Origin of the sequence: Sorangium sp. So ce1504 (genome assembly GCF_051521635.1) — a bacterium.
In the GTDB taxonomy this organism is placed as follows: domain Bacteria; phylum Myxococcota_A; class Polyangia; order Polyangiales; family Polyangiaceae; genus Sorangium; species Sorangium cellulosum_B.
This window is the reverse complement of sequence record NZ_CP150365.1, coordinates 2,426,182-2,439,836: the sequence shown is the minus strand read 5'-3', so window position 1 is coordinate 2,439,836 and position 13,655 is coordinate 2,426,182. Positions and strand designations below refer to the sequence as shown.

Annotated in this window: 7 protein-coding genes; 3 read left to right on the top strand and 4 right to left on the bottom strand. The window is 73.8% G+C overall.

What is annotated here, in order from left to right; translation table 11 throughout:
• The first annotated feature begins 25 nt into the window (after positions 1 to 25).
• The 3 genes from smc to WMF39_RS09375 all read left to right on the top strand — a co-directional run bounded on the left by smc (position 26) and on the right by WMF39_RS09375 (position 6,012).
• Positions 26 to 3,631 (top strand): chromosome segregation protein SMC, encoded by a 3,606-nt coding sequence (gene smc, locus WMF39_RS09385; protein WP_437745197.1) that lies wholly within the window; start codon positions 26 to 28, stop codon positions 3,629 to 3,631.
• Complete coding sequence (locus tag WMF39_RS09380; protein WP_437745196.1) at positions 3,628 to 4,188, top strand: hypothetical protein; 561 nt, start codon at positions 3,628 to 3,630, stop codon at positions 4,186 to 4,188. The genes smc and WMF39_RS09380 overlap by 4 nt, the downstream gene beginning before the upstream one ends.
• Positions 4,189 to 4,362: 174 nt before the next feature.
• Positions 4,363 to 6,012 (top strand): ATP-binding protein, encoded by a 1,650-nt coding sequence (locus WMF39_RS09375; RefSeq protein ID WP_437745195.1) that lies wholly within the window; start codon positions 4,363 to 4,365, stop codon positions 6,010 to 6,012.
• A gap of 110 nt (positions 6,013 to 6,122) precedes the next feature.
• On the opposite strand, the gene WMF39_RS09370 is transcribed toward WMF39_RS09375, so the two are convergent.
• The 4 genes from WMF39_RS09370 to WMF39_RS09355 all read right to left on the bottom strand — a co-directional run bounded on the left by WMF39_RS09370 (position 6,123) and on the right by WMF39_RS09355 (position 13,511).
• On the bottom strand, positions 6,123 to 9,410 hold the full coding sequence (locus WMF39_RS09370) for an error-prone DNA polymerase (protein ID WP_437745194.1): 3,288 nt from the start codon (positions 9,408 to 9,410) through the stop codon (positions 6,123 to 6,125).
• On the bottom strand, positions 9,407 to 11,275 hold the full coding sequence (locus tag WMF39_RS09365) for a DinB/UmuC family translesion DNA polymerase (protein WP_437745193.1): 1,869 nt from the start codon (positions 11,273 to 11,275) through the stop codon (positions 9,407 to 9,409). Before WMF39_RS09365 ends, WMF39_RS09370 begins: the two co-directional genes overlap by 4 nt.
• Positions 11,276 to 11,288: 13 nt before the next feature.
• Positions 11,289 to 12,089: a recombinase A gene (locus WMF39_RS09360; protein ID WP_437745192.1), complete on the bottom strand. Its 801-nt coding sequence runs from the start codon at positions 12,087 to 12,089 to the stop codon at positions 11,289 to 11,291.
• A 273-nt stretch (positions 12,090 to 12,362) separates the two neighbouring features.
• A complete protein-coding gene (locus tag WMF39_RS09355) occupies positions 12,363 to 13,511 on the bottom strand; it encodes a citrate synthase (protein WP_437745191.1) in 1,149 nt (382 codons plus the stop codon).
• Positions 13,512 to 13,655 lie beyond the last annotated feature (144 nt).

Here is a 13,655-nt window from a genome sequence, read left to right as displayed (position 1 = left end):
CCGCCCGGCCGGTCCCGGGGACGTCATGCGCATTCGTAAGCTCGAGATCAGCGGGTTCAAATCGTTCGTCGACCGGACGGTGGTCCATTTCGATACGGACGTGGTGGGCATCGTCGGTCCCAACGGCTGCGGCAAGTCGAACATCGTCGACGCCATCCGGTGGGCGATCGGGGAGCAGAGCGCGAAGCACCTGCGCGGCAAGTCGATGTCGGACGTCATCTTCAACGGCTCCGAGACCCGCGCCCAGCACGGGATGGCCGAGGTGACGCTCACCTTCGACAACAGCGAGCCGACGGCGGCGTCACAGCTGCCGCTGGAGTACCGGGACTACGCGGAGATCGCGGTGACGCGCCGGCTCTTCCGCGACGGGACGAGCGAGTACCTCATCAACAAGACCCAGGTCCGGCTCAAGGACGTGACCGACCTCTTCCTCGGCACCGGCGTCGGCACGAAGGCCTACTCCATCATCGAGCAGGGAAAGATCGGGCTCATCGTCTCGGCGCGCCCCGAGGACCGGCGAATGCTCATCGAGGAGGCCGCCGGCATCACGAAATACAAGGCCAGGAAGAAGCAGGCCGAGCAGAAGATGGACCAGACGCGGCAGAACCTGCTCCGCGTGGGGGACATCGTCTCCGAGATCCAGCGGAACCTCGCGTCCTTGAAGCGCCAGGCGGCCAAGGCCGAGCGGTACGTCAACTACCGCAAGGAGCTGGAGGACCTCGTGCTCCACGAGGCGTCGCACAAGCTCCTCGAGATCACGGTGCTCACGCAGCACGAGTCGCTCGGCAGGGCCGCGCACGCGGAGCGCGAGCAGGCGTCGCGCACCGCGCTCTCGGCGCGCGAGGCCGAGATCGAGGTCACCCGGCTCGAGGCCCTCGCCTGTGAGGAGCGGGCCGAGCGCGCGCAGAACGAGGCGTTCGCGGCCGACAACCAGGTGCGCACCCACGAGGCGGAGATCGCGCGGGCGCGCGACCGCCTGCGGCACCTCGAGGAGCGGCTCGTCACCGCGGCCAAGGAGCAGGGGGAGCTCGAGAAGACGGTCGAGGAGCTCAGCGCAGAGAAGGCGCAGCTCGAGGCGCAGCTCGCCGGCGTCGACGAGGAAGAGGCGCGGGAGAGCGAGCTCGCGCTCGAGCAGCACGAGCGGCTCGAGGAGCTGCGCCACGGAGAGCGGACCGCCGAGCACGAGGTCGCCGCCCTGCGCCGACGGGCCGCCGAGGCCACCGCGGCGGTCGCGGCCGCCGAGGCGTCGCTCGCCGGCTTCGATCGGCGCATGACGGAGATGAGCCAGCGGCGGGCGAAGCTCGAGGACGAGCTCGGGCGGCTGATGTACGAGTCGGAGGAGCTCGAGCGGCGGCGCTCGTCGCTGACGCGCAACGTGGCGGAGCTCGCCGACGGGAAGCGGATCTCGGCGGAGGAGCGGACGCGGCTCGACGCAGAGATGAAGGCGCTGCGCGAGCAGGCGGTATCGAGCGACCGCGCCGTGGAGCACGCAAAGAACGAGCTCGGGCAGCGGCGCAACCGGCTCCGCGCGCTCGAGGAGCTGCACGCGCGGCTGGAGGGCGTCGGCGCCGGGGTGAAGAACCTCCTCAAGACCAAGGACCCGGCGCTGCTCGGGCTCGTGGCCGACCGGATCGAGGCGCCGGCCGAGCTGACCGCGGCCTTCGCGGGGCTGCTCGGGGACCGGCTGCAGTGCGCGGTCGTGAGCGACGTCGAGCGCGGGATCGCGCTGCTCGCGGATCTGTCGAAGAACAACCGCGGGCGGGCGAGCGTGATCGCGGCGCGGCCCTCGTTCGTGGCCGGCGCGGCGCGGCGGCCGCCGCGCGGGGAGGGCGTGCTCGGGCCGCTCGTGGACCGGCTCGTCTTCGCCCCCGAGGACGAGGCGCTGGCGCGCGCGCTCGTGGGGGACGCGGTGGTCGTCGCCTCCGCCGAGGTCGCGGCGCGGCTCGCGGCGGAGGGCGCGGGGTGCACGCTCGTGACGCTCGACGGCACCGTCCTCCGCGAGGACGGCGTGGTGAGCGGCGGCTCGGGCGACGCGGTCGCGGCCGGCATGATCGAGCAGAAGCGGGAGATGCGCGCGCTGCACGAGTTCGTCGCGACCAAGTCGGAGGAGGTGACGGCGCTGCTCGACGCGCAGCAGAAGCTCCGCCTGCGCATCACCGAGGTGGGGACGGCGCTGGAGCGGGCGCGGAGCGAGGCGCACGAGGGAGAGCTCGCCCTCGTGACGGCCGAGAAGGATCTCCGCCGGGCGGAGGAGCAGCTCGCCGCGGCGCAGAAGCGCGAGGGCGTGGTGCGCTCCGAGCTCGAGGACCTCGCCGACAACCTCGACGCCGGCGGGAGCGAGCAGCAAGCGGCTCGCGACAAGCTCGAGGCGGGGCGAGCGGCGCGCGAGGCGGCGGCGGCCGGCCTCGAGCACGCCGAGCAGGTCGCGGCCGAGTGGCGCGAGCGGGTGCTCGGGCAGCAGTCGGTCGTGACCGAGCGCAAGGTGAAGCTCGCGCGCGTGCGCGAGCGCGCCGCGGCGGCGCGGGGCACGGTCGAGCGGCTCACGCGGTCATGCAACGAGCTCCGGGGCCGGATCGCCCGGCTCGACCAGGAGCGGACGGAGAGCGCCGTGGGCGCGGGGAAGGCCGCGGCGACGATCATGATCGCGCGCGAGGCGCTGGTCCGCGCCGTCGCCGAGGCGCACGCGGCGCAGGCCGCGCTGACCGAGGCGCGGCGCTCGCTGGACGAGGCGCGGCAGGCGCACGGGGTGCGCGAGGCCGACCTGCGCGGGCTGCGGCAGGAGCTGGCCGAGGTGTCGGAGCGGCTCCGCAAGCACGAGCTCGCGCTGGAGCGGCTGCGGGTCGAGCACGACCACCTCATCGAGGGGGTGCGCGAGCGCTTCCGCGGGCTGGAGCTCGCCCGCGTGGTCGGCGACTACCACAAGCGGCCGCCCGCCGACGCCTCGCACCGCGCGCGCATCCAGGAGCTGACGGAGCTGCTCGACCGCATGGGCCCCGTCAACCTCGACGCCGTGCGCGAGCACGCCGAGGCCGAGGAGCGGTACACGTACTACTCGAGCCAGAAGGCCGATCTCGAGAAGGCGCTCGACGACCTCGAGAAGGCGATCGCCCAGATGAACCGCGAGTCGAAGCGGCTCTTCAAGACGACGTACGACGGCATCAACGCGCGCTTCAAGGCGCTGTTCCCCAAGATGTTCCGCGGAGGGCAGGCGGAGCTCAGGCTGACGAACCCCGACGACATGCTGGAGACGGGGATCGAGATCCTCGCGCAGCCGCCGGGCAAGAAGCTCGGGAACATCGAGCTCATGAGCGGCGGCGAGAAGGCGCTCACCGCGGTGTCGCTCATCTTCGCGATCTTCCAGTTCAAGCCGTCGCCGTTCTGCATCCTCGACGAGGTCGACGCGCCGCTCGATGAGGCGAACGTGGCCCGCTACAACGAGGGGATCCGGAGCATGACGAGCCACTCGCAGTTCATCCTCATCACGCACATCAAGCGCACGATGCAGTCGGTCGACGTGCTCTACGGCGTGACGATGCAGGAGCCCGGCGTCTCGAAGCTCGTCAGCGTGAAGATCAACGAGACGGCGAAGCGCCCGGAGCGCGAGGCGGCGCCGGCGGCGGCGGTGGCGTGAGCGCGGACGGGGGGGCCGGGCGGCGCCTGTCGCGCGGCGCCTCGGGGCTCCGGCACCTCCGCTGGGCCCGGGAGGTGCTGGCGACGCTCGAGGCCCACGTCGAGCACAACCCGGCGCTCTCCGGCGCCGATCGCGAGGCGCTCCAGAGCGAGGCGAGCGCGCTCGCGGCGGCGGTGCAGGCGCTCAGCGGGGCGGTGAAGCCGTACCGGGATTTCCTCGAGCGGATGCGGGTCCGCTACCGCGGGCGCGTGCGCGTCGCGGAGTATCTGGTCCGAGAACCCGAGGCGGGCGAGGCGGGCGGTGCGGCGCGCGCGCACCTTGAGGAAGCGCTTGTGGAGCTCGCCTGGATGGAACAGGCGCAGCGCCAGCCGCTCAAGGCAGCGCTCTCGGCCGAGATCGATCGGCTGCGCGAGGCGCTGGCGCGGATGGATGCACACCTCGCGGGGCGGCTCTCCGGGAAGTTCGTCGAGAGCCTGTACCCGCCGCTCACGGACGGCGCGACGAGGGTCGCCGATGACGGCGATCCGGACGACGACGCGACGGCCAGCCCTCGATAGCCACGCGAAGCGGGCGAGCCGACTGGCTGGCGCGCGGCTCGAAGGAGACCGGCGAGGCGCCTGGCAGGCGCAGCGGAACGGATCACCATGCCTGCACGCCGGGATGGAGATGCGGTAAAGGATCTTCGAAGGACTCCTGAAACGGGTCTTCGAAGGACAGCTGAGAGGACGTCGATGGGCTGCGCGGAGCCGGCCGCCATCCTGCTCCTCCGCGGGCGCGCCGCGGCGAGCGAGCGATTCGAAGCGCTGATCCGACGTCACGTGCCGGACGTCGGCGTCACCTCCGATCCCGCGCGCGCCCTGGAGCGGTGCCTGGGCGAGGCGCCGCCGGTGCTCGCCGTCGACTGGAGCGAGCCCGCCAGCGCCGCCGCGTTCTGCGGCCGCGTGCGGGCGCAGCCCGGCGGCGATGCGGTGTTCGTCCTCGCGATCACCGAGCGCGACGGGGACATCGACGGCATCCTCGCGGCCGGCGCGAGCGATTTCCTGCTCGCGGGCGGCGACGGCGCGGGCCCCCGGGCGCGGCTCTCCGTCGTCCGCGAGCGCGCCGCGCGCGACGCCGCCTCGCGCCAGGCGCTCGCGCAGACGCAGGCCCGCCTCGTCGGCGCCGGCCGCATGGCGAGCGTCGGCACGCTGGCCGCCGGCGTCGCCCATGAGATCAACAACCCCCTCGCGTTCGTCATCACGAACGTCGACGCGGCCATCCGGCGCATCGGCTCGCTCGATCGCCGGAATAGCGCAGCGCGCGGCGGTCCCTGGGCGCGCTCTCACGGCGACGGCCGCGCTCCATCGAGCGAGCTCTCCGACGTGCTGAGCCTGCTGGAGGACGCGCGCGAGGGCGCCGAGCGGGTGCGGCTCATCGTGCGCGATCTCCACAGCTTCTCGCGCGCCGAGGAGGACCGACGCGGGCCGGTCGACCCCCGGCGGGTGCTCGACTCCTGCGTCCACATGGCGATGAACGAGATCCGGCACCGCGCCCGCGTCGTCCGGAGCTTCCAGGAGGTGCCGCCCGTCCAGGCGAACGAGCCGCGGCTCGCGCAGGCCTTCCTGAACCTCATCGTGAACGCCGCGCAGGCCATCCCCGAGGGGCTCGCCGAGCAGAACGAGATCGAGCTCTCGACCCGCTGCGACGCCGAGGGGTCGGTCGTCGTCGAGGTGCGCGACACGGGCGCCGGGATCGTGCCCGAGTCGCTCGAGCGGATCTTCGAGCCGTTCTACACGAGCAAGGAAGCTGGCGAAGGGCTCGGGTTGGGGCTCGCGATCTGCCACTCCATCGTCACGGCGCTGGGGGGTCGGATCGAGGTGGACAGCCGCCCCGGCAAGGGGAGCACGTTCCGCCTCGTCCTCCCCGCCGCCACGGCCGGCGAGGCGCCCGCCTCCGCTGCGCCCGGCTCGTGCGCGTCGAGGTGGCCGTGCGAGAACGGCAGCCTCGACACGCTCACGCCGGAGGCGGCGCAGCGGCAGCGGGTCCTCATCATCGACGATGAGCCGCTGCTCACGCGGGCGATCGCGGGGACGCTCGAGCCACGGCACGAGACGATCGCGACCGCGAGCGCGCGCGACGCGCTCAGCCGGATCCGCGCCGGAGAGCGCTACGACGCCATCCTGTGCGACCTCATGATGCCCGATATGACGGGAATGGATTTCTACACTTCGCTTGCCGAGCACGCGCCCGAGCAGCAGCGCCGTGTCGTGTTCCTGACCGGAGGCGCCTTCACGGAGCGCAGCAAGGCGTTCCTGCAGCAGGTCAACGCCCGGCTGCTCCTGAAGCCGTTCGACGCGGCGACGCTGCTCTCGCTGGTCGACGAGGTCGTCGCCGCCCGCTGACGAGCGCGCTCGCGTCGACGAGGTCGTCGCCGCCCCTCTGACGAGCGCGCGAGCTCTCCTCACGCGCCGCCGATCGCCCTGCGGTCCGGGAGCGCGACGTCGGCGCGCCCTCAGCGGTAGTCGCGCGATTTGAGCGCGATCTCCTCGCCGCTGGGCAGCTCCAGCCGATCGAGCTCGCGCGCGAGCACGTGGATCACCTGGCCCTGCCGCTCGATCCGCCCGGCGACGAGCAAGAGCGCCGCGTTCCTCGCCACGTGCTCGTACTCTGCGAAGACCTGCCGCTGGACGATGACGTTGACCACGCCGGTCTCGTCCTCGAGCGTCATGAACGTCACGCCGCTCGCGGTCGCCGGCCGCTGGCGTCCGACCACCATCCCGGCGACCCGCACGCTCTCCCCGTCGCGCGCCGCCTTGATCTCCTCGGCGGTCCGCACGCGCCCGGCACCGCGCCGCCGCTTGAGCGCCCGCCGCACGTGCCGCATCGGGTGGTCGTGCAGCGACAGACCCACGCGCCCGTAGTCCAGCGCGAGCTGCTCCAGCGGCCTGAGCGGAGGGAGCCCGACGTCCCGGTCCTGCTCGATCGGAACGCCCTCGAACAACCCCTCCACGCGGGGGGCGCGCGCGCGCCAGAGCGCCTCTCTCCGGGCAGGCACCAGCGCGGCGAGCGCGCCCGCTTCTGCGAGCGCCTCCACCTCGTTCTTCTTCAGCTCCGTGCGCCTCACGAGATCCGGGAGGCTCGTGAACGGCGCCTCCTCGCGCGCCGCCACGATCGCCGCCACGGCCGCCTCGCCGAGCCCCTTCACGAGCCGCATGCCGAGCCGCAGCGCCGGGCCCGCCGAGGGCTCGGCGGAAGGCTCCAGGGTCGCGTCCCACGCGCTCTGCACCACGCACACAGGCCGCACCTCCACGCCGTGCCGCTGCGCGTCCTGCACCAGCGCCGACGGGCTGTAGAACCCCATCGGCTGCGCGTTGAGCAGCGCGCAGGTGAACGCCGCCTGGTGGTGGACCTTGAGCCAGGCCGACGCGTACACGAGGAGCGCGAAGCTCGCCGCGTGCGACTCCGGAAAGCCGTACTCCCCGAAGCCCTGGATCTGCTGGTAGAGCATCTCCCCGAACTTCGCCGAGATCCCCTGCTCGGCGAAGCCCTGGATGAGCCGCCCGCGGTGCCGCTCCAGGCGCCCGTGCTTCTTCCACGCCGCCATGTCGCGGCGCAGCTGGTCGGCCTCGCCCGGCGTGTAGCCCGCGCCGACCATCGCGATCTGCATCACCTGCTCCTGGAAGAGCGGAACGCCGAGCGTGCGCTCCAGGATGGGATCCAGGCACGGGTGCGGGGACACCGGCGGCTCCTGCCCCGTCCGCCGGCGCAGGTAGGGGTGCACCATCCCGCCCTGGATGGGCCCGGGGCGCACGATCGCCACCTCGATCACCAGATCGTAGAACTTGTTCGGCTTCAGCCGCGGGAGCATCGCCATCTGCGCGCGGCTCTCGATCTGGAACACCCCCACCGTGTCGGCCCGGCCGATCGCCTCGTAGACAGCCGGGTCCTCCGGCGGGATCTGCGCGAGCGCCGCGATCGGATCGAACGCGGCGCCTCGGCCCGCGTGGAGCGAGACCGCCGCGGGCGCAGGATCCCCTGCCGCGTCGACCAAGGGACCCGCGGACGCGGGGTCCCGTGCCGCGTGGACCAAGGGATCCGCGAGCCCGGCGTACCGGTCCGAGTGGATCATACCGAGCGCCTTGCGGATCGCCGTCAGCATGCCGAGCGCCAGGACGTCGATCTTGAAGAAGCCGAGATCGTCGAGATCGTCCTTGTCCCACGGGATCACCGTGCGGCCCTCCATCCGCGCAGGCTCGACCGGAGCCACCTGGTGCAGCGGCTCCGACGACAGCACGAAGCCGCCCACGTGGATCGAGAGGTGGCGCGGGAAGCCCTCGAGCGCGCTCGCCATCATGACGGCCTGCCGGACGCGCACGTCATCCGGATCGAGGCCCGCCTCGCTGACCCGCTGCTCGGTGATGTCCGCCTCGTGGTGAAGCACGAGGCCGCTCAGCCGATCGACCTGATCCGTCGAGAAACCGAACGCCTTGCCCACCTCGCGGAGCGCGCTCTTGCCGCGGTAGGCGATCACCTCCGAGACCATCGCCGCCCGGTCGCGCCCGTACATCTCGTAGATCGCCTGGATCACCTCCTCCCGGCGCTCGTGCTCGAAATCGACGTCGATGTCCGGAGGCTCGTGGCGCTCCTCTGACAGGAAGCGCTCGAAGAGCAGGCTCGACCGGGCCGGGTCCACCGCCGTCACGCCGAGCACGAAGCACACAGCGCTGTTCGCCGCGCTCCCGCGGCCCTGGCAGAGGATCTGCCGCGCGCGCGCGATCTTCACGACCTGCTGCACGCTGAGGAAATAGGGCGCCACGCCGAGCTTCGCGATCAAGGCGAGCTCCTTCTCGATCTGCGCGCGCACCGGAGGCGGCGCCCCCTCCGGGTAACGGTCGCGGCAGCCCTCCTCGGTGAGGCGGCGCAGCGCCTGATCCGACGTCTCCCCTGGCATGCAGAGGGCGTCGCTCGGGAAGCTGTAGCGGAGCTCGGACAGCGAGAAGCGGCAGCGGGACGCGACCTCCACCGTGCGCGCGACCCAGGCCGGATGATCGCGGAACAGCGCCGCCATCTGCGCGCCGGACCGCACGTACGCCTCCGCGTTCGGCGCGATCCGCGTCCCCGCTTGATCGAGCGTGGTCTTGGTCCGGATGCACGCGAGCACGTCCGCGAGCGGCTTGCGCGACGGGTGATGATAGAGCGGGCGCGCCGTCGCCACCACGCAGGGGCCGTAGCGGCGCTCCGCCGCGAGGGCCGCCGCGACGCGCTCGCCGTCCCGGCGGTCGAGGTGCTTCCAGGTCGCGACGAGCGCGCGCTCGCCGAACGCGTCGCGCAGCGTGCCGAGGAGCGCGCCGGAGACGCCCGCGGGCACGAGAGGATCGAGCGGCACGATCGCGGAGAGGCCCCGCTGCGCCGCCGCGATCGCCTCCGCCGAGATGCTCGCCATCCCCTTCTCGCACTCCGCGTGCGCGATCGTGAGCAGGCGGCAGAGGTTCGCGTAACCCTCGCTGTCCTCGACCAGGAGGACCACCGACGGCCGGACCTCCGGCGCGCGCTCGGCGCCCCCGCGCGGCGCGCCCAGCGTCAGCTCGGCCCCGACGATCACCCGCTGCTCGACCTTCTTCGCCGCCGTGTGCGCGCGCACGCTGCCGTAGATCCCGTCGCGATCGCAGAGCGCGAGCCCCTCGAGGCCGAGCTCCTTGGCGCGGTGCACGAGCTCCTCGGGGTGCGAGGCGCCCTCCAGGAAAGAGAAGCAGGAGCGGCCGCAGAGCTCCACGAACGGGACCGACGCGCCGGCGCTCACTCGCACCACCCCTGCAGGAAGGCCTCGCCCGTCGCGCGGTCGACGTAGATCCACGCTTCGCCGCAGGAGCTCGCGCTCGCGCCGTCTCGAGGAGGGCGCAGCTCGCCGAGGCGCGCCGGGGCGGCCTTGCCGGACGGAGAGCCCGAGACGAGCCAGGCGCGCGCGTAATCGCGCGACGCCGGCGTGGGCGTCCACCACTCCACCGCGTCGATCCGCATCACGAAGGAGAGCCGCTCGATCGCGTAAAGATGCCGGTCGACGGCCACGATCGCCCCGCGCCCCACCCGACCCAGCGGGATCGGCTGCGCGAGGAGCCGCGCGGGCTCCAGCGCCGGCGCGTCGGCGCCGCCCGCCTGCTCCGCCGCACCCCGATCCGCCGCGGCGCGCGCGCGGGCCGCGGCGGACGCGCGCGTCATGGCCGCCTCGCCTGAGGCCGGCACGAGCCGCGAGCGCGCCTCGGGGCGGTGCGCGTCGGCGATCTCCAGGATGCCCACCCGCTCCTGGCCGATCTCCGCCGAGAGCTCAGCCAGGAGCGCCGGCAGGCTGTCGGGATCGGCCGACCGGTCGCGCGACAGATCGAGCTGCACCCGGCGGGCCCGCGCGATGCGCGAGGCGATGACGTGGACCCCCACCGCGGGCGCCGCGAGCTCGATCCGCTCGAGCCTCGCCTTCAGCGGGCGGAGCAGATCGCCCGCGTCCGAGAGGGGCACCGGCATGTCGACGTGGAAGCGCAGCGAAGGGCCGCGCCCGTCGTCTTCCAGGAGCGCCGCGGCGGCGCCGTCGTCCTCGCGCTCGCCGAGGCGGAGCCGCGCGATCGAGCGATCGTAGGCGATCGCCACGTTGAGCCGCCCGCACGCCTCCCCGCGCGCGGCGAGCCGCGACGCGATCCGCGACGTCATGCCGCGCAGCACGAACAGGAGCGACTCGGCGCTCTCGATCGGCTCGTCGAAGAGCACCTCCTCCTCGAGCAGCCGGGGCACCTCGAACGGCAGGAGCGGCACGGGATCGCGGCCGGCGAGGAGCTCCATGACGTCGGCCGTCCGCGGACCCAGCCGCGCCGCCACCTGCGCCCGCGGAAGGCGCGCGAGATCCTCGACGCGGAGCACGCCGAGCCGGACGAGGAAGCTCGCCACCTCGCGCTCGACCGGGAGCGCCTGCACCGGCAAGGGCCCGATCGCCTGCGCCCCCTTGCCCGGCGGCGCGATCGGGGCCTCCGCCCCTCCCCCGCCGTCCGCGTGCGCGCCGAAGCGCGCGAGCGCCTGCGCGAGCCGCGGCCCGTCGGCGATCGCGAGCCGCGCCCGGTGGCCGAGCGCCGCGACGCGCTCGCCGAGCTCGCCGAGCAGCGCCTCCTCGCCGCCGACGAGGTGCGACGCCCCGGTGATGTCCAGCCACACCGTGTCGTACGGGCCGTCGCCCCAGGGGCTCCGCGCCTCGCTCGCGGCGCGCTCGGGAGCGCGGCTCGCCCGCGCCGCGCCGGCGCGCGGGGCGCCCTGCTCGCCGAGCTGGATCGCCGCCGTCGCCCCGAGCCCGAGCGCCACCTCGGCGACCCGGCCGAGCGCCGCGTCGATCTCGGCGAACGTCACCCGGTGGATCGCGAGGTGGGCGACCAGCGCCGCCGCCTCGACGACCTTCTGCCCCGGCCTCACCCCGTACCGCCTCGCCTCGTCGTCGACCACGTCGATCACCGCCGCCGGCGCCTGCGGCTCGCGCTCGGGCCGCGGGGCGAGCGCCGCGCGGCGGTCCTCCTCGCCGCCGAGGATCACCGCGAGCGGCGCCTTCCCGCTCGGCGAGACCGGCCCGCGCTGCTTCACCAGCTCGCACGCGAGCTGCGGGAGCACGATCGCCACAATGCGCCTCACCGCCATCGCCTCTCCTCCCTCACGCCCGCGACAGCGCGGGCCGCGGCTCGCCGCCCGCCGTCCGCTCTGCCTTGTCCCCGAGCCGCTCCCCGAGCACCACAGGCGTCGGCGAGGTCACGCGCCCTCGGCGGTCCTTGGCGACGCGGACCATCAACCGGTTCTCGGCGACCTGCTCGAGCTCCAGCCGCATCGCGACCGGCAAGGGCATCGGCCGCGCCGCCTGGCGATCGGTGAGGAGCAGGATCGTCCCGTCGCTCCCCTCGATCGCCAGGGCGAGCTTGCGCACCACGTTGACCCAGCGCGCGAGGTCCTCCTCGCGGCGCCCCGCCCCGGGCGCGCTCCGCTCCCCCTTCCCCGCGCCCTGGCCGAAGGCCCCCGGGACCCCGGCCACGTCGATCACGAGCACCGCGAACGCCCGGCTCATCGCCATCCGGACCGCGACCTTCGCGAGCACCTCCGGCGGGGGCCGCACCACGAGCAGCCGGCTCAGATCGACCTGCGCACGCGCGACCGCCGGCGCGAAGAGCGAGCCGCTCGGGTCGATCCACGCGCACCACGCCCCCGCCGTCGCGCTCGTCCCGCGCAGCCGCGCCTCCGCTTGCGCCGACGCGCACGCGGAGAGGGCGAGCGAGGTGGACCGCCCCAGCCCCCGCGGCGCGGCGAGCTCCACCACCCCCCCGCGCGGCAGCCCCCCTTCCGGGAGCGCGTCGTTGATTTCCCGCAGACCGAGCGGGAGCGTCTTGGCGCGCGCTTCGAACTCGGGGAGGGTATGGCGCAGGAGGTCCCGGGCAAGCGGAGCGGCAAGAGCGGCGGACGACATACTGAACACGATAACAGTGCCCCGCGAGGCTGCCAACTTTGCAGGACGAACAACGTCCTACCTGCGCCCGGCGCGTTCTCCTTTTATCCTTCCAGGGCTGTGGAACGGCTTCTCCGGCAATTTCTGTGCGGATAGGATGGCAGGACGGCGTGGATGAAGCGAATGCCGCCACGGGCTCTTCAATAAGTCCGACCTGGGCAGGTCGACCTCATGGCCGGCGACGACCAGCGCTCCTGCCAGCAGCCTCGCCGCGCACGCGGCGGGCCCGACGCCTCAATGCGGCGGAGCTGCCGCTCCGGGGACGCCCCCGACGTAGCGTGAGCTCGGGCGAATGAGCCGCCCCGCGCGCCGTTGCTCGTCGATGTGCGCGCACCAGCCCGCGACCCTGCCCACCGCGAAGGTCGGCGCGAAGAGCGCGCGTGGCAGCCCGAGCGCGTCGAGCAGCACCGCCGTGTAGAACTCGACGTTCGCGCGCAGCGGGCGCTCCGGGTGCCGCGCGCGGAGCGCGGCCTCGGCCGCCCGCTCGACCTCACGCGCCAGCGCGAGCCGGGCGCTCCGCGCGCCGCCTGCCGTCCGCTCGAGCCGCTCGATCGCCCGCTCGAGCACCGCCGCCCGCGGATCCCTCACCCGGTAGATCCGGTGGCCCATGCCCATGATCCGCCGGCCCGCCGCGAGCTCGGCCTGGATCCAGCGCTCGGCGCAGCCCGGGGGCGGCGCGCCGCCCTCGCCCGCCTTCGCCGCGATCGCGTCCAGCATGTCGAGGACTGGTCCGGGCGCGCCGCCGTGGAGCGGCCCCTTCAGCGCGCCGATCGCCGCGACCACCGACGAGATCGCGTCCGACCCCGTCGAGGTGACCACGCGCGCGGTGAAGGTGGACGCGTTCATGCCGTGATCCGAGACCGTCACGAGGTACGTGTCGAGCTCGCGCGCCTCGGCCTCGCTCGCCGCAGCCCCCCGCGCCATGCGCAGGTAGTCGGCCGAGAGCCGGAGCGCCGGATCGGGCGCGACCGGCGCCTCCCCCGCGCAGCGCCGCGCCCACGCCGCCGCGAACGTCGCGACCGCCCCGGCGATCGCCGCGGGCGGGACGTCGCCCGAGAGGTGCGCGACCGCGGCGCGGAGCGCATCCATCCCGTCGCCCGCCTGGAGCGCGTCCCCGAGCCGCCCGAGCAGCGCGAAGGCCCTCGTCCGCCCCTCGGCGATCGCTCGCCGGATCGACTCCCGCTCCGCCGCCCCGGGCAACGCGCCGCCCCAGAGCAGCCCGCACGCGTCCTCGAAGGTCACCCCGCCGCCGCCGGCGAGCGCCTCGACGTCATGGCCCGCCAGGGTGAGCCTCCCCCGCTCTCCGTCCACCTCCGAGAGCCGCGTCTCCGCCACCACCACGCCCTCCAGGCCGCTCGCGAGCGGCGCCGCCACATCCCTCATTCCGATCACCTCCGCTGACGACATCTTGGGCACCGCACGAGGTTGATCAACCTTGATTGTACAATCAACCATGCACGGTCTCGAAGCGCGTCGAGGAAGAATCCCGGAGGAAGCCGAGGAGGGCGGTGTTAAGAGGGACGGGTG